The organism is Chryseobacterium joostei, from assembly GCF_003815775.1.
GTDB lineage: Bacteria > Bacteroidota > Bacteroidia > Flavobacteriales > Weeksellaceae > Chryseobacterium > Chryseobacterium joostei.
Window position 1 is genome coordinate 1,528,475 of record NZ_CP033926.1, and the last position, 24,021, is coordinate 1,552,495.

General features: G+C 34.4%; 18 protein-coding genes and 1 pseudogene. 11 read left to right on the plus strand and 8 right to left on the minus strand.

Features of this window, described 5'->3' with window-relative positions; all coding sequences use genetic code 11:
* Positions 1-557 precede the first annotated feature (557 nt).
* Positions 558-686, minus strand: a pseudogene (locus EG359_RS07055) (helix-turn-helix domain-containing protein); the annotation flags it as partial.
* A gap of 152 nt (positions 687-838) precedes the next feature.
* On the opposite strand from EG359_RS07055, the gene EG359_RS07060 reads away from it, so the two are divergent.
* Positions 839-2,407: a serine hydrolase gene (locus EG359_RS07060; RefSeq protein WP_076352172.1), complete on the plus strand. Its 1,569-nt coding sequence runs from the start codon at positions 839-841 to the stop codon at positions 2,405-2,407.
* Between the two features lie 144 nt (positions 2,408-2,551).
* On the opposite strand, the gene EG359_RS07065 is transcribed toward EG359_RS07060, so the two are convergent.
* Positions 2,552-4,057 (minus strand): amidohydrolase family protein, encoded by a 1,506-nt coding sequence (locus tag EG359_RS07065; protein ID WP_228434923.1) that lies wholly within the window; start codon positions 4,055-4,057, stop codon positions 2,552-2,554.
* A 538-nt stretch (positions 4,058-4,595) separates the two neighbouring features.
* On the opposite strand from EG359_RS07065, the gene EG359_RS22395 reads away from it, so the two are divergent.
* From EG359_RS22395 to EG359_RS07075, 3 genes are all read left to right on the plus strand, one after another.
* Positions 4,596-4,751, plus strand: coding sequence for a hypothetical protein (locus EG359_RS22395; protein WP_164463048.1), 156 nt, complete (start codon positions 4,596-4,598; stop codon positions 4,749-4,751).
* Between the two features lie 198 nt (positions 4,752-4,949).
* On the plus strand, positions 4,950-7,904 hold the full coding sequence (locus EG359_RS07070) for a SusC/RagA family TonB-linked outer membrane protein (protein ID WP_076352174.1): 2,955 nt from the start codon (positions 4,950-4,952) through the stop codon (positions 7,902-7,904).
* 8 nt (positions 7,905-7,912) lie between these two features.
* Entirely contained in the window at positions 7,913-9,376 is a 1,464-nt protein-coding gene (locus tag EG359_RS07075; RefSeq protein WP_076352175.1) for a RagB/SusD family nutrient uptake outer membrane protein, read from the plus strand.
* Between the two features lie 86 nt (positions 9,377-9,462).
* Here the strand turns inward: EG359_RS07075 and EG359_RS07080 are convergent, their stop codons facing one another.
* Entirely contained in the window at positions 9,463-10,017 is a 555-nt protein-coding gene (locus EG359_RS07080; protein WP_076352176.1) for a hypothetical protein, read from the minus strand.
* A gap of 486 nt (positions 10,018-10,503) precedes the next feature.
* Here EG359_RS07080 and bla point away from each other — a divergent pair, with 486 nt between their 5' ends.
* Positions 10,504-11,397, plus strand: coding sequence for a class A beta-lactamase, subclass A2 (gene bla / locus EG359_RS07085; protein WP_076352177.1), 894 nt, complete (start codon positions 10,504-10,506; stop codon positions 11,395-11,397).
* A gap of 4 nt (positions 11,398-11,401) precedes the next feature.
* Positions 11,402-12,439 carry a serine hydrolase domain-containing protein gene (locus EG359_RS07090; protein ID WP_164463049.1) on the plus strand — a complete coding sequence of 346 codons (1,038 nt, stop codon included), beginning with the start codon at positions 11,402-11,404 and terminating at the stop codon, positions 12,437-12,439.
* 759 nt (positions 12,440-13,198) lie between these two features.
* Here the strand turns inward: EG359_RS07090 and EG359_RS07095 are convergent.
* Positions 13,199-14,350, minus strand: a complete 1,152-nt coding sequence (locus tag EG359_RS07095) for an acyltransferase family protein (RefSeq protein WP_228434925.1) — start codon at positions 14,348-14,350, stop codon at positions 13,199-13,201.
* Between the two features lie 152 nt (positions 14,351-14,502).
* Between EG359_RS07095 and EG359_RS07100 the strand changes: the two genes are divergently transcribed.
* From EG359_RS07100 to EG359_RS07120, 5 genes are all read left to right on the plus strand, one after another.
* Positions 14,503-15,564, plus strand: a complete 1,062-nt coding sequence (locus tag EG359_RS07100) for a sensor histidine kinase (protein WP_076352179.1) — start codon at positions 14,503-14,505, stop codon at positions 15,562-15,564.
* Positions 15,557-16,249, plus strand: a complete 693-nt coding sequence (locus EG359_RS07105; protein WP_076352180.1) for a LytR/AlgR family response regulator transcription factor — start codon at positions 15,557-15,559, stop codon at positions 16,247-16,249. Before EG359_RS07100 ends, EG359_RS07105 begins: the two co-directional genes overlap by 8 nt.
* Before the next feature lie 368 nt (positions 16,250-16,617).
* Positions 16,618-17,178 (plus strand): hypothetical protein, encoded by a 561-nt coding sequence (locus EG359_RS07110; RefSeq protein ID WP_076352181.1) that lies wholly within the window; start codon positions 16,618-16,620, stop codon positions 17,176-17,178.
* A 79-nt stretch (positions 17,179-17,257) separates the two neighbouring features.
* On the plus strand, positions 17,258-17,962 hold the full coding sequence (locus tag EG359_RS07115; protein WP_076352182.1) for an ABC transporter ATP-binding protein: 705 nt from the start codon (positions 17,258-17,260) through the stop codon (positions 17,960-17,962).
* A gap of 239 nt (positions 17,963-18,201) precedes the next feature.
* A complete protein-coding gene (locus EG359_RS07120; RefSeq protein ID WP_123867299.1) occupies positions 18,202-18,642 on the plus strand; it encodes a hypothetical protein in 441 nt (146 codons plus the stop codon).
* 57 nt (positions 18,643-18,699) lie between these two features.
* Here the strand turns inward: EG359_RS07120 and EG359_RS07125 are convergent, their stop codons facing one another.
* From EG359_RS07125 to lpdA, 4 genes are all read right to left on the minus strand, one after another.
* Positions 18,700-19,500, minus strand: a complete 801-nt coding sequence (locus EG359_RS07125) for a patatin-like phospholipase family protein (RefSeq protein ID WP_076352184.1) — start codon at positions 19,498-19,500, stop codon at positions 18,700-18,702.
* Between the two features lie 263 nt (positions 19,501-19,763).
* Positions 19,764-21,707: a S9 family peptidase gene (locus tag EG359_RS07130; protein WP_084180311.1), complete on the minus strand. Its 1,944-nt coding sequence runs from the start codon at positions 21,705-21,707 to the stop codon at positions 19,764-19,766.
* A gap of 104 nt (positions 21,708-21,811) precedes the next feature.
* Positions 21,812-22,414 carry a hypothetical protein gene (locus EG359_RS07135; protein ID WP_076352185.1) on the minus strand — a complete coding sequence of 201 codons (603 nt, stop codon included), beginning with the start codon at positions 22,412-22,414 and terminating at the stop codon, positions 21,812-21,814.
* A gap of 67 nt (positions 22,415-22,481) precedes the next feature.
* Positions 22,482-23,870, minus strand: a complete 1,389-nt coding sequence (gene lpdA, locus EG359_RS07140) for a dihydrolipoyl dehydrogenase (protein WP_076352186.1) — start codon at positions 23,868-23,870, stop codon at positions 22,482-22,484.
* Positions 23,871-24,021: the final 151 nt, after the last annotated feature.

Sequence of the window (24,021 nt, forward strand, 5' to 3'; positions counted from 1 at the left end):
TTCATACAAAAACAAAAGCCTTAATCAATGAATAAACGTTGATCTTGAAATTATTTTCGTCGATAAAATTGTGTTGCATCATAACTGGTAAAACAGCAATCTTCTTCACATCCTTTTTCACTAATTGATAGTGGAATACCTGTTATGATTTCCATAACTCAATATCATTTCCATATGATTGGAAAAAATAATCAAATAAGCTATATTTAGTTAAATACAACTTGTTGACTTAAAGGAGTTTTAAAGATTTACTTTGTTTTAAATTGTTGGAAACAATTAACTGTTATGAATTAGCAGATACCGTATAGTTTGGTTCATTTTCATGGTTTAATTAGTTTTCAGGTTTTGTTTTTAGTTTTAGTTTTTTGTAATAACATCATCAGTCATGATTCCATGTTATTGACTGCAAAAGTATATTTTTCTTATTAAACATCAAATACTTAATAAAAAATAATAGTAATTTTATTACTATTTGAAATAAATAATAAATTTAGAACAACTTGGTTAAAAAATTTGCAATCCAATCTCTGAATTCAAAATATTTCCAGAATATTCAATTAATTAAATGATGCCCTGAATTCCAGTGGAGAAACTGATGTACGGTTTTTAAATAAACGATGAAAGGATTGTGGATGCTCGAATCCTTGCCGGCAGGCAATTTCAGACACTGACATTTCATAGGTGCTATCAAAGAAATTTTCTTGATTTTCATGCATAATTTAAAGTTGATTTAGTGTTTTGAAGTTAGATTATTAATCGATAGCTTTGGTTTTGCTAATATTCACTTTCCTCAAATCGTGAGGTTAGTGAGAAATAAAACCATGAAAAATATTCCATTATGACAAAAATAAAATTGTCTCTATTCATTATTACCATTACCACATTATTTGCAAGCAGCAATTTATCCGGCCAAATAACCTCTAAAGAAGTTGATGCACTTGTAGGTAATGCAATAGAAAAGTTCCATGTTGCAGGGGCAGCTGTAGCCATTGTAAAGGATGGGAAAGTAATTCACAAAAAAGGCTATGGTGTAAAATCAATAGACACCAAATCTCTTATTGATGAGCATACAAACTTTGAAATTGCCTCCAACAGCAAGGCTTTTACGACGGCTGCTTTATCCATTTTAGTAGATGAAGGAAAACTTTCCTGGGATGATCATGTCAAAAAATACATCCCTGAATTTAAAATGTATAATGATTATGTGACAGAAAACTTTACGATAGAAGATTTATTGTGCCACCGTAGTGGGCTTGGTTTAGGAGCTGGTGACTTAATGATGTTTCCTGATGGTACAGACTTTACCATTAAGGATGTAATAAAGTCTTTCCAGTATTTCGCGCCTGTTTCTGGTTTTCGAACCCAATTTAATTATGACAATCAATTGTATTTGGTGGCGGGTGAAGTCGTTGCAAGAATAAGTGGAATGAGCTGGGAGGCTTTTATCCAAAAACGTATTATGGAACCACTGCAAATGCAAAATTCTTTTAGTTCTATAAACCAGGTAAAAGATATTAGCTTAATGGCTTCTCCCCATTCCTCAGAATCAGGCAGTATTAAAAAAATATCTTTATACGGGGCAATGGTAAATGGTGCTGCCGGAGGAATAGTCTCCAATGTTGATGACATGTCCAAATGGATGCTTGTTCAGCTAAACAAAGGGAAATATGGTTCCGGTTTAGATAAACAGCTTTTTAGCAAAGAAAGACAAAATGAAATGTGGACCATCCATACGGTTGATCAAGTTAATCCTAACCCAAGATATAACCAGCATTTCAACGGGTATGGTTTAGGCTGGAATTTATCTGATATGAAAGGAAATTTGAGTGTTTCTCACACTGGTGGCCTACCTGGAATGCTTTCTATTGTTACTATGATTCCTGATTTAAATCTGGGGATTGTTATTCTTACCAATACAGAAAATGGAGGTTCCGGAGTTTTCTCATCGGTTAGCCAAACCATTATCGACAGTTATTTAGGACTTAATGATTTCGGTTGGGTAGATAAGTATGCCGCTTATTTTAAGTCTCAAAAAGAATCCGGGGATGATATAACTAAAAAGGTTTGGGAAACGGTAAGCAAAGCAAAAAACACAGCCATAAAAAACGAGGATTTAATTGGATTGTATGAGGATAAATGGTTTGGGAAAATTGAAATTTTCTTAAAAGGAAATCAACTGTGGTTCAAATCTTATCGCTCACCAAAGCTAAATGGTCCAATGAGCTTTTATAAAGCAAATACTTTTGCCATTAAATGGGATTATAAAGATATGAACTGTGATGCCTTTGCCATGTTTAATTTAGATGAAGATGGAAAAGCACAAAGCATAAAAATGAAAGGAATTTCTCCCAATATAGACTTTAGCTTCGACTTTCAGGATCTGAATTTGCAAAGAATAAAAAATTAAGCACAATTCAAATAAAGAAAACCAATATTGTAAAGTTTGCAGATACAAAATAAGGTGAGTTTAGTAACTCACCTTATTTTGTATAGGTATATCCGGTATTATCACAATAACTTTCTTATCATCAAAATACCCGGTTTTCTAATATTAGTTTAATTTCTTATTGGCTTGCTGGATAAAATCGTTCCATTGCTTATTCAAATGCTCTACGGCATTCTTCTTTTCATTCTTACTCATAGAAGAATAATTTATGGAATTGAAGACAAGTTTTTTCAGGGCTTTTACATCCAGTTCCCAGTATACAAAAGCTACCCAAAAATCATAGCTAAGGCCGTCGTACCCATATACAGAAGGATCATCACTATTAATGGAGCATTGCACCCCATTGCTCATTAAAACTCTGGCAGGGTGATTTCTCAAATCGCTCACGTATCCTAAAATCTGATTACTGATTGGACTTACCTCAACCAGCTTATCCTGCTTTTTGATCAGCTCCATTGTTTTTGGAAAATAGATCAGATTAAGACCATGACCAATTCTCTGGTTATTCAGTAATGCAATATCCAGAACATTTTTATTAAAGACAGAATTACTTTCGCCTGCATGAAGAAAAAGAGGCAGCTCTACCCCATATTTTTTATTGAGTTCATTGAGTTTTGCCCAATTGTCCTGAAAGAAATTAATGCTTTTTCCTGCAGCCTCATCGGCAACCAGATCAAAGCCAGAGATCATATCCGGAAATTCTTTCTTGAGTTTAAAGGCCGTTTCCAGTTCTTTTTCAATTCTTTCCTTATCGAAAAACTTAAAGCTTGAGTAAATTAACTTCAGACTAAACTCAGGGTTGGACTTGTGTATTTCTTTAACAAGATCCTGTAAGTCTGTGATCGAGGTTTTTAAAGGATACTTTCCATGTTGAAAATCATAAAGTTCTTCAAAAATATATCTGATTTCTACATGCTGTACTTTATCCTTTGCCAGATCCTGAAAGCCTTTTAAATAGTATTCCTTGAAAAAAGGACGGTAAGGTAAAAGCAGGTTAATTCTTTGAAAACGCTTTTCAAATTCAATCCAATAGTCTGTATAGGAACACAGATTATCTCTTTTCAGGATAAGAAGCTCTGTTAATTCTTTCTCAAAATCAGGGTTTGAAGCTAATTTCTGGTTAAGATTTACAAATCCTTTTGGAACTTTTCCAGTTTCAAAGAAAGCCATCTGACCAAAGATGAATTCTTTAGTATCTTCCTGATCATAAACATAACATTCTTTGTATTTTCTTGCTGCTGCAATCACCCATTTGGCATTTGCCAAACCACCACTGTGGGTATGCAAAAGGCCTCCTTTCGGCATGGTTTGAAATAGACTGAACAGTTTACTGTCTTCTATTAATGGCTTTATTTCATTAAAAGAACGGTTATATAAAGGTATTTTTTGCTTTTTTGTTTCATCAAGGAAGTCATTTCTTAGCTGAAATAGTTTTTTATCCAATATTGTTTCCGCATCAGATAATTTTACATCGGCATCAAAAGCCATGGCCTCATTTTCCTGCTCTAATAACGTCCAGCTCTGTTGATAGCCGGAATTTTCAATCGATCTATTTTGAGCTCCTAGCAAAGGAAACCCCAATAGTATAATATAAGTAAAGTATTTTTTCATAATAGTATTGAGCTTGCATTTGACAAAAAGGCTTTGTAAATACAGCTATTCAAAAATATAATTATTTTTTTTTGTAAAAGAATTTCAACCTGAAAAACATATAACAAAAAGGATGTAATGACAATATCATTTGTAATCCACAGGTTTTTCCTAGCCCCGATAGTAACGGTTACCCCGCAATGGGCAACGGCTTTCTATGCAGGCGTGAGGAGTATGAGTGGATAGCGGGATAAAGCTCCCTTAAAATTATTGGGGCACAAAATACGTAAAAAGTCTATAAAATCAATAGACTAATATTATTAATTTTTATTCATGTGTTAAAATCCATTTTTTTTATTTTTTTTGAAGATTTTCAGCACACAATTCAAAATACTGACATACAATAAGTTAAATCATTTTAAATTGATAATAGAATTCAATTTTACAATTACCCTACTAAATTAGTAGACTTATATGATATTTCTCATATGCCCTATTTGCAGGGGTTCACGAATAAATAAATAATTTTGACCCAGTTAAAAAAATAAACTCTATTCTCATGAATAAGAATGACTTTAATTCTTACCTATACACTATCGTGGCTAAACCGTCTGTTCAACTTCAATGTTCTACAGAAAACGGTCTTTCAAAACACAAAATCGGTTCTAAGGACATGTGTTTTGGATCTATGATGTGTAAAATGATGATGCCATAAATCCCAAAGAAATATGCACATTATTGTAGGAATTAAAGCCCGATAAGCTCAAGGCCTATTTAATCCGGGTACATCTCCTCTATTTTAACATTTTCTTTCTAGCACCTCCCTGAAAAAGGAGGCTGGGGATCTATTTTCCTAATCGGGAAGATAAATAGTAATACACACATTCAATTTTTTAAACCTAAGATTAATATAATGAGAAAAAAACAATGCAAACTTGGTGTATTGGCTGTGCTCTTATTCGCGGAATATGGCTTTGCACAGAAAAAAGACAGTCTTTCTCAGGAGACCTCCATCAAGGAAGTGGTGGTGGTAGCCTTTGGAAAGCAGAAAAAGGAAGAAATAACAGGGTCGGTACAGTCTTTAAAGACGAAAGACCTGTCTAATCTTCAAAATGGAAATGTACTTCAGGGAATTGGAGGTAAGGTTGCCGGTGTACAGGTAATTTCTTCCGGACAGCCCGGCTCCCAGCCTACGATAAGAATGAGAGGAATTGGTTCTATCAATGCTTCCAGTGATCCTTTAATAGTTTTGGACGGTATTCCTTACAACGGGGACCTGAACAGTATTTCTTCATCAGATATTGAAAGTATTTCCTTTCTTGAGGATGCTTCTTCCAACGCATTATACGGTTCCAGAGGAGCCAACGGAGTTATTATTGTGAATACCAAGAGAGGTAAAAGCAAAGGACTGCATATTGAAGCAGATGTAAAAACCGGAGTCAATTTCAGATCTATTGAGGATTATTCGGTGTATACTTCACCTCAGGATTATTATACTGCGTATTATAACAGAGCAAGAATTGGAGAGATTGCAAGGTTAAGCCAACCAGGAGCAACTCCATCAGTCAATACTCCTCATGAAGAGGCACTTAAAGCACTAAATGGTCTGGGATACAATGTATACAATGTTCCTTTTAACAAGTTAATAAGACAGGACGGATCCTTTAATCCTGATGCTCAGTTATTGTACCAAGATGACTGGAAGAAGTTACTTTTCAAACCTGCATTAAGGAGAGAAGCTACCGTGGGAATCAATGCCAGTAGTGATCAGTTGAAATCTTACACATCACTTAATTATCTGGATGACAAGGGTTATCTTATTTCTTCAGGATTCGAAAGATTTGGGATAAGATCTAACCTGGATTATACGATTACTCCAAAGCTGAAATTAACAAGTGCTCTGTCTTATACCTATAGCCAACAGAATTTTGGAGAAACAGGTGGTTTTTCTAACCCGTTTCAGTTTGCCAGAAATATATCTCCTTTCTATCCTGTTTTTCTTAGGGACGACAATTATCAGATGCTATATGATGCTGGCGGAAATCCTTTATACGACTATGGAGACGGGCAAGGTCCCAATGGCGCCACAAGATCCTATGCCGTTTTTGAAAATCCTGTAGGAAATCTACAAAAAGATAAGTCTCAAACCACCAGCAATATTGCCAATATCAATCTGGGGTTAAACTATGAAATTGTTAAGGGATTAGATTTCACTTATAATTTTGGAGCCTATCTTGAAAACTTAAAGAATCTTCAGTTTGGAAATACAGAAGGAGGAACTTCTTCATCGGTAGGAGGAACTATTTCTAAGGGATCTATATTTAAGTACACCTTGAATCACCAGCAATTGCTTACCTATCAAAAGAAACTGGATAAGCACAGCTTTAATATCCTTATTGGTCATGAATTAAACAAGATAAAAAGTGAGGGATTCTCCGGAACAAAGCAACAGCTTTTATTACCTAACTCATTGTCTTTTGATAATGCCGTAAAGATCACAGACCTCTCAGGAAACGGCTATGAATATGCTGTGGAAGGATATTTCTCCAGGTTACTTTATAATTATGATGGTAAGTATTTCTTTAATGCCAATATTCGTAGAGATGGTTCTTCTGTTTTTTCTCCGGAGAGCAGATGGGGTAATTTTTATGGATTGGGTGTGGCATGGAACGTTACTAAAGAGGACTTCCTTAAAGACAACTCTGTAATTAACAATTTAAAATTAAAGGCTTCCTATGGACAGCAGGGAAATGACAACATCCTTCTGGACAGCACCACAAGAGACTACTATGCGTATCAGGATATTTATGGAATCAACAATTTTGGGGATGATAAACCTGTTCTGTCTCTAAAAAAACAAGGAAATAAAGATTTAAAATGGGAAACCTCTAAAAACCTGAATGCCGGTTTTGAGCTCTCTCTTTTAAACAACAGAATCAACTTAAATGCTGATTATTTTGAAAGAAAAGTATCAGATATGATCTATACGCTTCCTTTGCCTATATCTAATGCGGGTTCTTATGTGAAGTATGGGAATATCGGGGACATGACCAACAGAGGAGTTCAGGCTAACATTACTATAGATTTGGTTCATACAGAACAACTTCAATGGAATGTGTATGCCAATGCCACTCATTATAAAAACAAAATCACAAAGCTTCCTGCTGAACAAAGAAATACAGGGCTTGTAACAGGATTATTCATCTTAGCTGAGGGTGGAGACAGATATACCTATTACTTAAAAGAGTTTGCAGGAGTAAATCCTAAGAATGGAGATGCTTTATGGTATCGTACTTCCATCAATCCTACTACTCAACAGGCAGAGAAAACCATTACCAACAATTATAAGGAAGCAACCGATTATAATACAGGGAAATCAGCAATTCCAAAGGTATATGGTGGATTTGGAACGGATATTACCTACAAAAGATTTAGTCTGGCCGTTAATTTTGCCTACCAGTTTGGCGGATATGGTTATGATGATATTTACAGAAGCTTATTCCATTCTAATACTTACGGTTCTAATTACACAACTGATCTGGATAAAACCTGGACTCCGGAAAATCCAAATGCAGCCTTGCCACGTGTTGACCTGACTTCCACTAGCCAGAACGAAAACTCAACACTTTATCTGATAAAATCGGATTATATCAGTCTTCAGGATGTTACATTAGGATATCAGCTTCCGGATGGTTTTGCTCAACAGGCAGGCTTATCGGGATTAAAAATTTATTTGACAGGAAACAATCTTTATCTATGGTCTAAAAGAAAGGGATATGATCCAAGAGCTTCCTTAACAGGAGTATCTGATCCATACAAATACTCTCTCTTATCAAGTGTTTCCCTTGGCTTTAAACTAACATTTTAAAAGAAATTATGAAAACAATAAAATACTTTATAGCAGCCATAGGTATTGGCCTCCTTACCAACAGTTGCGCCAATGATCTGAATACTTTACCGGAAAGTGATATTTCTGGTGAACAACTGAATGACGATCAATCTAAACCTGAAAAAATCCTAGGCGGGATTTATCTGGATCTTCGAAGCAACGGAGCCGGAGGGACAACTCTTCATTCTGACTTTGGAATTATGGCTATAAAAGCAGGTGCAGACCTGATGTCTAATGATGTGATACAAGCTAAAAACCAGCATTTGGGAATGTTCTATAATTATGACGCCACCAATGCCAGCAATTCTGCCTCAGAGATTGTTTGGACCACTTTTTATGCAAGGATATTTGTAATTAATAAGCTTCTTGATGATTTAAAAAATGATAATAGTTCTAAAAATAGAGCCATTAAAGGACAACTCCTTGCCTTAAGAGCCTATTCCTACTTTTATCTCGTTCGCTTTTACGCCAATGATTATAAAGGACACCAATCGGAACCGGGAGTACCACTTGTTCTTACAAGCAGCAATCCTAACCAAGGACTTCCAAGATCAACAGTATCCGAGGTATACACACAAATCGCCAAGGACATAGAAGAATCTATTGTACTATTGGATAGCTTTGCACGTCCGTCCAGAGCCCAGATAGATCAAAGAACGGCAAAAGCCATTGCATCTGAGATATTTCTGCAAACCGGAGACTATGCTAAAGCAGGAAAGTATGCCGAAGAAAGTAAGCAGGGTGTTGCTCTGATGACAGAAAATGAGTACACCTCTACAGGATTTTCCACCATCAATAACCCTGAAGTTATTTGGGGATTCCATAATACCATTTCTACGATGAGTATCGGAAACTATTATGCTTCTTTCTTCTCGATGTTTGATAATACCAATGAAGGATATGCCGGAGCTGCCCAAATCTACAAACTGATAGATAAGCGTCTGTATGAAGCCATTCCGGAAACAGATTACCGTAAAAAAGTATTTAACGGAAGTCAGGGAGCCAAGTATACCTTTAACGGAAAGACAAAAAACTATCCTGCCTATGTAAGCTGGAAGTTTAAGGATCCTAGTCTTTTTGAGGGTGATTATATTTACATCAGAGCCTCTTCTTTATATTATGTACAAGCAGAAGCCCTTGCAAGACAAGGAAGAGAAACAGAAGCCAAGCAGGTATTATTTGAAATTGCCTCCAAAAGAGATAAGGCCTATACCCTATCTTCAAAAACAGGGAGTGAGCTGATTAATGAAATCATCCTTCAAAAAAGAATTGAGCTTTGGGGCGAAGGTTACGCTTGGTTTGATATGAAAAGACTCAACACTCCTTTAGAAAGAGTATATACCGGAACGAACCATACTTTTGGAAGATTTAACCTCACACCGGATAAATTCAGGTTCCAAATACCGAATAAAGAGATTAATAATAACCCGCAAATCAAGCAGAATGAATAGATAAAAATTAGCAAAAATTACAATTTTAATATATTTCAAGTAAGACACCATTTGTATTGAAATGGTGTCTTTTTATTTAAATTTGGTTATTTTTCAGTGAGAAACCTGTATCGGACAATCAAAATATCAAGAATTCCAACACAGAAATAATAGAAGCCACCAAACAGCATATTCATCAGGATATCCCTGTCTGAATAAAATGTAAGCGAAAGCATGGACAACAGTAATACTACAAACCATAGCAACAGCTTTACAGCAAAAACACTGGCAATTCGTGCAATCATTTCCCCGTCCTTTACCCTGAATGACTGAATCAGGCACTGAACTAATGTGATCACATATCCGTAAAAAAGTTCTTTTTGTTCAAAAAGATCGAAAGTATAAAAATAGAGAACGGGCCCTGAAAGAATCAAAAGACAAATAAGTCCTTTCAGCAGAATGTTTGCTTTAAATTCCTTAGAAAAAATAAAGGAAGCAAAAATAAATAAAGGATATACCAGAAAAACCGAATACAACATGTATTTGTACGTCAGAAGTTCCTCCGTTTCCTTTCCATCCGAAAGCCAAAACAATCGAAAATATAAAAAAGAAAGGTAGAATGAATTCAACCAAAAAACAACTGATAACGGTCTATTTCTCATAGAATATGATCATAAAATTATGCCTAATGAAAATAGTAAACGATCCTCAAGAAGGTTTGATCAATTTATAAAAAAGATTATTCATAAAGTAATTAAATTTATAAAACATTCGTGGTTATAGGTTATCGTAAAAAAACAAATGACACCATTTATTTGAAATGATGTCATTTTATACAATCTTGATTATCAATAGAAATCTCTTTTTCTCAATATCTATTGAATTTACAGCTAGAAAAACTTATAGCCACAACTATATGTATAACGCTCAATAAGTACTTTTCGTATTAATATTTATTATTTTCACAATTAATACTTCTGAAACTGGTATCAAACATTGGTTTAATAGATTTATAAATATGACAATCAACTTATCATTAAAAATAACCTGAATCTATTTACAAAATTTATTAATAAAAAACCATTAAAAGAAGAACAGGAAATACATATATTTGAAATCAAAAGCCACTGTAAATAGCCATGCACAAAATGAAGCCAAGAAAAATTATTTTCACCCTGTTTATCCTACTTTTAAGTCTACCCCTTTTTTCACAAACCCATACTAATCCGGAACTAAAAAAGATCATTGAGTCCATCATTGTCAATAAGAAGGCAGATGTAGGAGTATCCATTATGGAGATTCCCAAAAAAGAGGTCGTACAGATTAATGGAAATAAGTTTTATCCCATGCTGAGTACTGTAAAGTTCCACATTGCCTTAGCCATTCTTCATAAGGTAGAAAAAGGTGAACTTTCTCTACAACAAAAGATTTACATCAAAAAAGAAGAACTTTTGGAAAACACATGGAGCCCATTTCAAAAAGAACATCCTGAAGGTAATATTGAACTGACCTTAGAGGAAACAATGAAATGGATGGTTTCCTACAGTGATAATAATCTAACGGATATCCTTCTACGATTAATAGGTGGTCCTGAACCTGTTCAAAAATTCATTAACAGTAAAAATTTCGTCATTAAAAATAATGAAGAAGACATGCACAAGGATTGGGATTCTCAATTTATCAATACAATAACACCCAACGAAGCCAACAGATTACTTGAAAAATTCTACAATGGAAAACTTCTGAACAAGGAACACACAAAGTGGCTGTACACCGCCATGCTTAATAATGCATCAGGTGCCAAAAGACTCAAGGCCCATCTTCCCAAAGGTGTTAAGATAGCCCATCGCACAGGAACGTCTTTTACCAACGAATCTGGAATGACCGGGGCTATAAATGATTTCGGGATCATTGAACTTTCAGATAAAAAAAGAATATACATTGCCGTTTTTGTACACGACACCTATGAAAAGTTTGAAAATGCAGAAGCCATCATTGCAGATATCTCCAAGGCAACCTATGATTATTACAACAAAAAATAACCTCATGATGAAGACAAAATTATTTTTCGCATTAACTATTTCTACACTATTATCCATCAATACAAAAGCACAAAAGAATAATCAATATTCCCATAAAATAGACAGCATAATAACCGCTTCTACTCCATTGAAATTTAATGGTGTTGTTTTCGTTTCTCAAAATGGAAAAACAAAATACCTGAAAGCCAATGGTTATAAGGATTTTGAAAAGAAAATTGCTTTAAAAATTGATGATCAGTTTGAAGTCATGTCGAACTCAAAACAAGTTACCGCTGTTTTAATTTTACAGGCAGCAGAACAAGGAAAGGTTGATCTTCAGACACCTATTAAAAAATATTTACCTACCATTACCCAATCCTGGGCAGATTCCGTAACCATACACCATCTTCTGAACCACACACACGGAATTGTAGATCTTGATAAACCCGTTGCATTCAAAACCGGCTCACAATTCAAATACGGTAACTTATCCTACATGCTTTTAGGTGAAATTCTTCAAAATACCACCGGTAAAAGCTTTACAAAACTTGCAAGTTCTCTTTTCAAAAAGCTGAAAATGGAGAAAACATTTATTTATAATACTAAAGACAAGCAATCTCTTGTTCCCGGTTATATGAGTGAGAATAATCAGTTCAAGAAAGTTGAAAACTCCTTTTTAAATGATAAAATTGCCCCTGCTGCAGGAGTTATATCCACCGTTCAGGATCTTGCAAAATGGGATGATGCCTTATTTAAAGGAAAACTTCTTTCTCCAAAATTCCAAAAGTTGATTCTTACCCCTTCTACAACCTCTCAACATAATGTTTTTGGAAAAGAAAGCATGGGATTTGGCTACAACATCAGGTTCATCAAAGAAGCAGGTCTTGATTATTATGCTGTGACAGGTCTTGGAGACGGATTTACATGCCTCAATGTATACTTCCCATCCACAGATACCAGTTTGATTGTTCTTGAAAATCAAATGCCGAAAAGCAGTGAACATTGGAGTTTTAAGGAAGCTGCCATCAAAAATGCAGTTCTGAAAGGTATTACTTCAAAATAGATCAGAAACAACAATATAAAAAGGCAGTTCCCATTTCGGGGCTGCCTTTTCCTTATCTTAAATATTTTTATTTTCCTGCATTTCTACAATCCCTGCTGAAAATCAATGATTTTCCTGCATCTTAAAAACAGTAAGCTATTATAATTTCTTGCGCCTTTGCGTTGATCCAAAAACAAATCTTTCAAAAAGAAACTATTCAAGATTATCTTGTGATTACCTCATTTTTTCTCACAGATTTTTAGGATTGTTGGAAAAATGCAAAGACGCGAAGATTTTGAAAAAAAGACTTTGATAAGGCGCAAAGATTTTATCTCCGATAAAATTGAACATTGTATATTTTAGCTTCTAATCATTTTATTTAAGCTAAAAACCATTCATAATCCTTGCTGAAAATCAATGATTTTCTTGCGTCTTAAAAACAGTAAGCCATTACAATTTCTTGCGCCTTTGCGTTGATCCAAAAACAAATCTTTCAAAAAGAAACTATTCAAGATTATCTTGTGATTACCTCATTTTTTCTCACAGATTTTTAGGATTGTTGGAAAAATGCAAAGACGCGAAGATTTTGAAAAAAACGACTTTGATAAGGCGCAAAGATTTTATCTCCGATAAAATTGAACATTGTATATTTTAGGTTCTAATCATTTTATTTAAGCTAAAAACCATCCATAATCCTTGCTGAAAATCAATGATTTTCTTGCGTCTTAAAAACAGTAAGTCATTGCCTTTGCGTTTTCCAAAAACAAATCTTTGAATAAATTACAGAAAATGATCTTTCAATACTTTTGACTTAATCACTGTAAAGGGCTTTTCAATCACAAACCTATACACTAAGCCGCCTGCAATACATGCTAGAAAACAGACAATCAAACATACACCATCCGAAGTCGGAATATCAAAACGTTCAAAAATATTCTGAACAATATGAATAATCCCCTTATGCGAAAGGTAAATAGCATAGGACAAAGCTGCCAATTGTGAGGTAATATAAAGTTTCTTCCGCGAAAGAAATGAAGATTCTGAAATAGCTGACATAACGATCATTCCGTAGCTCATAGCCACCAACGTGAACCCAAATACAGAAGCATTCTTTGAAGCCTGTTCATTGCAAATCCAAAAGGAAATTCCCAGAAATACCATCCCAAAAAGAAAGAGCCTATTCCCATGACGATGAACCCTATTTTTAAAAAGCGAAGAATATTGTATTAAATACCCAATCAGAACACCAACTCCAAGTCCATCCAGCCTTGCATGGGTCGGATAATATATTTTCATGTACCACAAACACCAGAATTCCAGAGAATTATCATCCAAGACAGCAATAGTTTCATTCCAGGTCACCCACCTTAGCATCATCGAAAAGGCAATAAGAAAAACAATTAAAACAGCAAGATATTTAAACAGTTTTATGGGCATTAAAATCAAGAGCAGTAAAGGAAGTATAAGATAAAACTGTTCTTCAATACACAAAGACCACGCATGGGAAAACGTTCCCTGATCAATGACATTCAACCCATAATTTTGAGTAAATGTAACAAACTTCCATAAAGGTGGCAGCGCTTCCCTTTCTCTGAAAAAAGGAATGGTAAAATAAAGGAAAACAGTAAAAAGATAAGAGGGAATAATCCTAAAAAAACGCTTAATATAAAATGTTTTCAAGCTAATTGTCCCTCTACTTTCCATCTCTCTAAACAGCTGACTCGAAATAAGGAAACCGCTTAAAACAAAAAACAGATCAACACCAGTCCAGCCAAACTTCCCAACGGTTTCAACCCAAACAGGATGTTTAAAGGCACGATAATGATATAATAAAACCAGTAAAATAGCTAGGGCTCTCAGATTATCCAATCCATAAAGCCTTTCAGGTCGTTCTGTTCTCATATTTTTTACTGCAAATATTACTAGATTCATTTATATTTTTTCAGTAGAGATACAGAAAGCAGCCAATTCAATTTTAATGGTAAAATATGCAGTTTGCATGCTCACCGTTGTTATTGGTCATTATTTTATTGTTGTTTACTTCAAATTCATACACTCTATTTTAAGTTTTCCTATTTTTGAAGATGATGAAAACCGGAATAGGAATACATTTCAGACAAACTTTATACTTCCAGCTATTCTTCTGGGTTGCCCTATTTTTGTTTGGAATTGCAAGATCCTATGGCGAATATAGCGATGGCATCCTTAAGGAGCTGGTTATTTACAATTTCTGCCACTGGATTTTTCAGATTATGGGAGCCAATTTTATTTACTATATCTTGATTAGTCATTTTTTTGACAGAAAAAAGTATGTTGAATTTTCAATTGCTCTTATGGTAAGTCTGTATGCCATTTCGGTGATCAACAGGATTTTTATTGTTTATATGGCAGAACCTTTTTTCATCAATGAAACCAAAGACAGCCTTATGAGTATTTTTACAGACATTAGGTATCTTTTACTGCATTATACATTCCCGATTATCAGTGGAGCTTTTATCTTTATTTCGATCATGTTTTTCATACGATATAAAGATGAAAAGGAAAATACCATGAAGCTACAAAAGGAAAAGGCCGAACTGGAGCTAAAGTCTCTTAAATCCCAGCTTAATCCTCATTTTTTGTTCAATACATTAAATAATATTTATTCACTTTCAATTACTCATTCTGAAAAGACTTCTCAATCTATCAGCCAGCTTTCGGATATCTTGGATTACATTTTATACAAAGGACAGAAAAAATGGGTGCCTATTGCTGATGAGCTTACTATTATTGACCATTATATTGCTCTGGAAAGTCTTCGGTATCCTGATAAAAGGCTAAAAATAACAAAACATGTCAATATAAAATCCTCCAGTTCTGTTCCACCACTTCTCTATCTTACCCTCGTAGAAAATGCCTTTAAGCATGGCGCAGGAAAAAGTTCAGAACCAACAGAAATAAAGATAACAGCAGAAACCAATAACAAGCAGTCCATTTTTAAAATTGAAAATACCTTTGAAAGTAATGACAACAATGAAAAAGGAATTGGATTGCAAAACGTAAGAAAACAGCTGCAGTATCACTACCAAGAGCATTTTTTCTTTAATATTTCTCAGGAAAACAATATTTTTAACGTTGAAATAATCACTCCTGCACACTATGATTAACTGTATCATTGTAGATGATGAACCTCTGGCAGCAACATTACTGGAAAACCATATTTCCAAAATTGACCATTTTAAACTGGTCGGAAAAGCTGAAAATGCCATGGAAGCCTATAAATTACTTCAGAACCAGAAAGTAGATCTGATGTTCCTTGATATTCATATGCCTCACTTAAACGGTATTGATTTTTTGAGATCACTTTCTCAGAAACCAAAGACCATTTTCACAACAGCTTATCGTGATTTTGCCATTGAAGGCTTTGAACTGGAGGCTGTAGATTACCTTTTGAAACCTATTACCTTTGAACGATTTTTCAAGTCTGTGGAACGCGTACTAAGAAATTCTGATCCCAAAGATGATTTTATCATTCTAAAAACAGAGGGAATGCATCAGAAACTTACACTTTCAGAAATTGTTTATATAGAAAGTCAGGGAAATGACATTAAGGTAACAATGGCTTCCAATGTGAGTTTTATCTCAAAGAGTAAAATAACAGATCTTGAATTTGCTCTTGTATCAAAGGGATTTGTTAGGATTCATAGATCCTTTATTATTAATGCAAGATTTGTTTCTGCTTACAATAATAATGAAGTTCATCTGGGAGACCATAAGATTCCGATTGGTAGAAGTTATAAACAAGAATTTGATACTTTTACATCCTTTGTTTCAAAAAATAAATTATTATAATTAACCTTTAATAATTTATAATCATTTACTAATGGTTATTTTACATTTTTTCATTTAAGCTCATTGGTTTTCTATTGCTCTAAATATTTTTTTATTTCACACTTTAAAAATCTTTTTTCAAACTGTTTTTCAATACATTATATTGAAACACTCCCCCTACATCCGAGTGGAAACATCTTTACCCATCCTAAATTAAAACACTGTATAACAATACATTACATTTCTTAAACTTATTATTTAACCAATCTTTAACACCTTACAGATATTAAAAAAAAGTATTACTTTTGCGTAAATGAATAAAATTGCTTTTTAGCATTTTTATTAGTAAATTTATGTGCACCAATTTATAAAACATTAAAATTCATCTTATGAGAAAAATAATTCTACTTATTACATGCATGTTCAGTATTTCAGTTTTCTCTCAGATTAAAGTGTTGAAAAATGAAAGTTTGGTGGAAATAGGCAAAGACAACTCTGTTGGTTTATATAAAAAAGAAGACAAGTTTACTGTCAACTACCAGGACCTGAACACCAGCAACCTGAATACGATCAGATCTTTTTCATTTCAAAACCTGAATGGGGACGTCGCAGGACTATATAAACTCATTCTGGACGGCTTTATATCTGCTCCCGAGGAAAATATAGTACTTGAGCTTCCTAATGACATTATTGAGCTTCATTATGAAAAGAACTATGGTAAGCCAACCGTACAATTCATCCAATACATTAACAAAAACCGTAAATACGTTGGAAAATCACAGTTTCTAACACAAAAACAGGTTGACAAAATTTTCGGAAGAACCAACGGTAAGTATTCTATGTATGACAAGCCCGCTACCATTAACCAAGGTACAGCTACAAAAAGCACTAATACAGCTTCTACTGCTACCCCTGCGTCTGGTGGAGCCAAGAAAAAAGCAAGAAAATAACTATTATTTAAAAATATTGCGAAACTCATTCCATCGAATGAGTTTTTTATTTTATTTTTGCAGAAAGACATTAAAAATTATGCCGCTTCAGATAATCAATTTAACCAAAAAATTTGGTGAACAGACTGCCCTAGACAACATCAATATTTCTATTGAAAAAAATGAGATCATTGGTCTTCTTGGTCCCAACGGTGCCGGAAAGTCGACATTGATGAAATCCATTGTAGGCGCACTGAAAATTGATCAGGGAGAGATTATTTTTAATGGTTTAAATATTTCTGAAAATGAAATCCAGAGTAAGCAAAAAATAGGTTTTCTTCCTGAAAACAATCCGCTTTATCTGGAAATGTATGTAAAGGAATATCTTCAGTTTGTAGCCAACATCCATAAAATCTCTGAAGCCAGAGTAGATGAAGTGATTGAACTGGTAGGAATTACTCCTGAAAAATCAAAAAAAATCGGACAACTTTCCAAAGGATACAAACAACGTGTCGGATTGGCGCAAGCCATTATCCATCAGCCGGATCTGTTGATTCTTGATGAACCTACCAACGGTTTGGATCCTAATCAGATTCTGGAAATCAGAAATGTGGTAAAAGAGATTGGCCAGCAAAAGACAGTTCTGCTTTCCACCCACATTATGCAGGAAGTGGAAGCGCTTTGCTCAAGGGTAATTCTTATTCATAAGGGAAATATTCTTCAGGACTGCCCTATTGATGAGTTCAAGGGGAAATTCAACAGCCTGGAAGAGGCATTTGCCAGCTATACTGCTGTTTCCAATTAAAAATTCAACAGCTTTAAAAAGTTCCAAATTTTCTTTTAACACTTAAAATTATTTAAGTGACAATCATTATGGAGGTAAAGTACAGCTAAGTATTTGAAATTTGAAACATCCTATTTCTCGGGAATGGTGGAAAATCAAAAGATTTGAAAATATTTTCAGCACCTATCTCATCATAATAATCCTAAAAAATGGCGTCATATTTGATGGTGTTTGAAATGTTAACCAATAACCATTATAATATGATTAAGTATTTATTATTAGGAGCTTTTTCATTAGCTCAGTTTTCTTTTGCCTATGCAAAGGAAATCCCGAATGACTTAAAAACCACCAGTGTTTCTCTTCATTCAACTTTTCAAAAAATACCTAAGACGGTAATCATTAAAACCAAAAAGTTTAAGATCAGAATTGATAAGCAGCCTAACGGTAAATATCTTTATCAATCCTGGAATGCCAATGCAAAAATTACGGCCAAACCAAGCATGATTATCAGTGATGGTGAACTGATTCCTGATGGAACGGGAGGAAATTATTATATCAACTTCAATAATGATGGCCATAGCTACCAGATTTGGAGAAATTACCTTACTGATTCAGCCAAGAAAGCACCTTACACCCTAGTTGTTTACGATACAAATGATCAGGAAATTGTACGCCAGGACGGACAGGTAGTAAAAAATTAATTTCAGATTAGTTTGAACAGATGCTGGAAGAGAAGCTCCTTTTCCGGCATCTTTTTATTATGCACCGGATTGACTTAATCCTATCAGAAAACGACTGCCATCATAACTTTCTTTTGCAGCTTCATATCCGATATTAAAAATCTGTTCAAGACGGTCCTTTCCGCGTTCAAATGTCCCGTAGGTTGCCAACTTTTGGGAAGATATGAACCAGTCACAGTAATCGAACTTTACTTTTTCTATTCTATAAGAAAGAAGATCATAAGAACGGGAGACAATAGCCTTAATTGAATTCAGATCTTTGATCTTGGCTTCATTGGGCGGTGACACAAATACACCAATAAGTTTATCACATTCATCCCTTATGATATCTGCAGGAAAATTATTCAGAACACCTCCGTCACAATACATTTCCTCTCCAATAATGTAAGGGGTTGTAATTCCGGGGATAGAACATGAAGCAATAATGGCATCCACGACTTCAAAATCTCTATCAAAAATCTTCTGGGTTCCACCCACCAGTTCTGTGGCTACAATCTTCACTTCAATATCCAAATCACCCAATTTCATATCATGAAAAATAGGTCTTAAATAGTTCCTGAAAATAACTGATGACACCAATCCCGGCTGGTTAAAAGCAAAATGCTTCCAGTTGAAAAAATATACAGAATTGAAAAATTCCAGAATTTCATCCGGAGTTTTTCCGATAGCATGAAGGCAACCAACAATAGAGCCCGCGCTACAGCATGAAAGAGTATCTACTTCTATATTCTTTTCCTTTAAGAATTTTAATACCCCTGCATGAGCGATGCCCTTGGTACCGCCGCCTGACAAAACTAGTCCTACTTTCTCAAAATTCATAGAATAAATGTATGAAAACGGCTTGATATAATGAGGTTAATTTTTATAAATATGCTGATTTTAAAGTTATTTTAACAAAAACTTGTTTTTAAAAATGAATGAAAATAACTGTTTTTAAAATTTACTTAACTTAACTGATCATAAAATACGCTGGTATTTTGATACAAAACGGGCATCTATAATAAAAAAATACGCTCATAAATATTCAATGAAATATTCATGAGCGTAAAAAGATTTTAGACTGATAATTTTAGCTTGACATCTTATTTCAAAAGATATTCCTGCATAAATCTGATCATTGCCAGACGCTGGAAATCTACATTTTCTTTTTTCCTGAACCCATGTCCTTCATTTTTAGCCTCAAGGTACCATACTGTTTTTCCTTGTCCTTTTAGTTTATCACGCATTTGAATAGCTTCTGAAACGGGAACTCTTGGATCATTGGTTCCCTGTACAATAAACATTGGCTTTTTAATCTTGTCAATATTATTGAGAGGAGCGATTTTAGTAAAGAATTCGGCCATTTTAGGGATTCTTTCATCACCATATTCTACTCTTCTTAGATCACGTCTGTACTCTTCTGTATTTTTAAGGAACGTATTAAAGTCAGATATTCCTACTACATCCATTGAACATCTAATTCTATCCGCATACTCATATGCTGTAGCCAGTGTCATAAATCCGCCGTAGCTTCCACCTGTAATCATAATTCTATCCTTATCCAGTTCCGGTTGCTGAGCAATCCAATCTAATAAGGCTCCGATATCTTTCACAGAATTCATTCTCAGATATCCGTTATCTGCCGCGATATAAGTTTTTCCAAACCCTGAAGACCCTCTTACGTTAGGATAGATCAGCGCAATTCCCATCTCATTGGAGAAATAATTGGATCCTCCCAAAGAACTCGCCATGGATTGCCCCTCCGGACCGCCATGAATGGAGATTAAAACCGGTCTTTTTCCCGTGAACTTAGCCGATGCAGGATAATAAAAGCCTGTAATTTTCATTCCGTCAAAGCTTTTCCAGTCGATCAATTTTGGAATAGCCATATCTGCGGGCTGCATTTCACCAAGTTCACTGTCCGTCCATCTTTCAATATTCTGAGAAGCAATATCCAACTTATAGATATCTGAACCGGAATTGGCTGTAGACTGTGAAAAATAAATATTTTTCCCATCTCCGGAAAACTTACCTCCTCCGATAAGTCCTACAGGAATTTTACTTACAGCTGCATATTTCTGTGTATTTGTATCTAAAATATACAGTTTATTGATCCCGCTTTCATTGGTAATAAAGGTAAGCTTAGACTTATCCTTAGATAAATCATAACTTTCAACATTCCAAGGAATAGAAGTCGTTAGGTAATTATTTTTTTTAGTCTTTAAATTAAATATAGCCAATCGGCTGAATTCATTGTCACGGTCCGTAACATAGTAAATTTCATCTGGATTTTTTCCGAAGGAAGCATTAAGCTGAACAATTCCTTTTTCTTTTCGGTCTGTAATAGGTTCTAGCTTTTTCGTATCTAAATCATAGATATATAGATAGGAATCATTAGCAGAAACATATTCTGTGATCAATAATTTTTTATTGTCATCAGAAATATCATTGATTCCCCATCCACCGCCTTTCAGTTCCAAAACAGATTGTGTTTCTTCCGGTTTTAAAGGGTTCATATAATAAATATCACGATCTCCTCCATTTCTTTTTGTGGAAGTAAAATAAAAACCGGAACCATCTTTTTTCCAGGTAACTCCGCCGTTTTGAGACCTCCCGCCATCGGTAAGAAGCTTAGACTCCATCGTTTTCAAATTCAGGCTGTAAAGCTGTCCAAATTCATTCCCGCCTGTATCCTTCGAATACACAAGATATTCTCCTTTTGTAGGTTCATAGGAAGCGGTATTCACTGGTTCTTCAAAGAATGTAATTTGCTTTCTTGCACCCATTGGTGTGATTATTTTATGCAATTGATTTGTAGAACCAAAACGGGTAACTGCAAGAATCTCTTTACCATTAGGATGAATATCTGCAAGGCTTGCATTTCTTCCTTCTGAATATTTTTTAATGGCCTGCCCCAAAGACTTTGGAATAGGCAATATATTTTCCGCGATTAGATTTTCGTTGGAAGTTACGAATTCATTTTTATTTTGTGCCTGGGAAAATATTCCCGCCAGCATAAAAAGGGCTATGATAGATTTATTTCTCATGTTAAATTTTTACCGAAATTAGTTATTTTTCACAAAAAAACCACAGATAAAATCTGTGATTGTGTAAGTAGAATCTATACTTATGTACCTTTCAAGTAGGTATATTATTTATTATTATATAATTCCAAAACTTTGATAAGATCTTCATCTTTTTTTGATTTATCAATTAATGCCAAAAGTTCAGGGTAATCTTTCAGTTTTTCTTTAAGATTATTTTTAATACTAGGATTAAAAAAGCCGGATTCATTGGTGAGTTTTCCATCTTTCTTATCAATTAGAAAATCTACTTTATTCATTTTGTAGCCAACCAGCCCAACGTAAAAGTAATCTCTGTACCAGCTTATTTTACCGTGATATATTATTTCTATAAGACCAAAATCATTTTTAGCAAGATGAAGTGATGTTGAAGAAGTAAATTTTCTTATGACATTCTGAGGATCTGTAACTTCCATATAATCAATATCAAATTCACTTATCACATTCTTGTTTCCCAAAGAATCCAACATATTCACTTGTTTGATATAAGTGGCTGCTGAAAATTTTTTATTAGTAAAAATCCCAATATTCTGAACTCTTGTTTTAATTGTATCTGTAGAGTTTTTCAATACATATTTTACAGGAAAATGATTTTCTTTATACTGAAACTGCTTCTGAGAAAACACAAATACAAAGCAGAGTAAAGAAAATAAAAATGTAATTTTTTTCATGAAAATCAATTAAAAAAGCTCAGAAAAATCTGAGCTTTTGTTATATAAATTTCTGTATAATTTCAGATTAGATGTGAATTACTTCACCGTAAGCTGCTGCTGCTGCTTCCATAATTGCTTCAGAAACTGTTGGGTGTGGGTGGATTGATTTGATGATTTCGTGACCTGTAGTTTCCAGTTTTCTTGCTACTACAGCTTCTGCAACCATATCAGTTACTCCTTCACCAATCATGTGGCATCCTAACCACTCGCCATATTTAGCATCAAAAATTACTTTGATAAACCCATCCGTATTTCCGTTGGCAGTAGCTTTACCACTTGCAGAAAGAGGGAATTTACCAACTTTGATTTCGTATCCTTTTTCTTTAGCCTGCTTTTCTGTAAGACCTACAGAAGCTACTTCAGGGTGACAGTATGTGCATCCAGGGATATTGCCATAGTCGATTTTCTCAACATGCATTCCTTTAATTTTCTCAACACAAGTGATTCCTTCTGCAGAAGCAACGTGAGCCAATGCCTGAGTTGGGATAATATCTCCGATTGCATAGTAACCAGGTACTGAAGTTTCGTACCATTCGTTTACTAAAACTCTACCTTTATCTGTTTGGATACCTACTTCTTCTAAACCAATGTTTTCGATGTTTGCAGCAATACCTACAGCAGATAACAATACATCAGCTTCAAGAGTAATATTTCCGTTAGCAGTTTTAACGTTAGCTTTTACTCCTTCTCCTGTAGTATCCACGCTTTCTACTGAAGCATTTGTCATGATCTCAATTCCTGATTTTTTCAGAGACTTCTCTAAGTGCTTAGAGATCTCCTCATCTTCTACAGGAACGATGTTTGGCATAAATTCTACAACAGTCACCTTTGTTCCCATTGTATTATAGAAATCAGCAAATTCTACTCCGATAGCTCCAGAACCTACAACGATCATAGATTTTGGTTGTTCAGGAAGAGATAATGCCTGTCTGTATCCGATTACTTTTTTACCATCCTGTGGCAAGTTTGGTAATTCTCTTGAGCGTGCACCTGTTGCAATAATGATATTGCTTGCAGTATATTCTACTACTTTACCGTCTTTATCTGTAACAGAAACTTTTTTACCTTTCTGTACTTTTGCAGTACCAAGAATTACGTCAATCTTGTTCTTTTTCATCAAGAACTCAATTCCTTTGCTCATTTTGCTGGCAACACCACGGCTTCTCTGAATTACATTTGGGAATTCAAAGCTAGCTTCCACTTTATTTAATCCATAATCTTCAGCATGGTTGATATAATGAAAAACCTGAGCAGATTTCAACAAAGCCTTAGTAGGGATGCATCCCCAGTTAAGACAAATTCCACCTAAGTTTTCTTTCTCGATAATTGCGGTTTTGAAACCTAATTGTGCTGCTCTGATTGCAGTAACATATCCACCAGGACCACTTCCAATGACAATAATATCGTAATTCATTACTTTAAAAATTTTTATGCGAATTTAAGGAAAAATATTGGATGTTTAATGTTTCTATAAATTGATCTTAAAATGCATAAACAAAGTTGTTTTTATTAAATTTTAAACAAAAAAAGAGAACACAAAACGCATTCTCTATCAATAAATATTA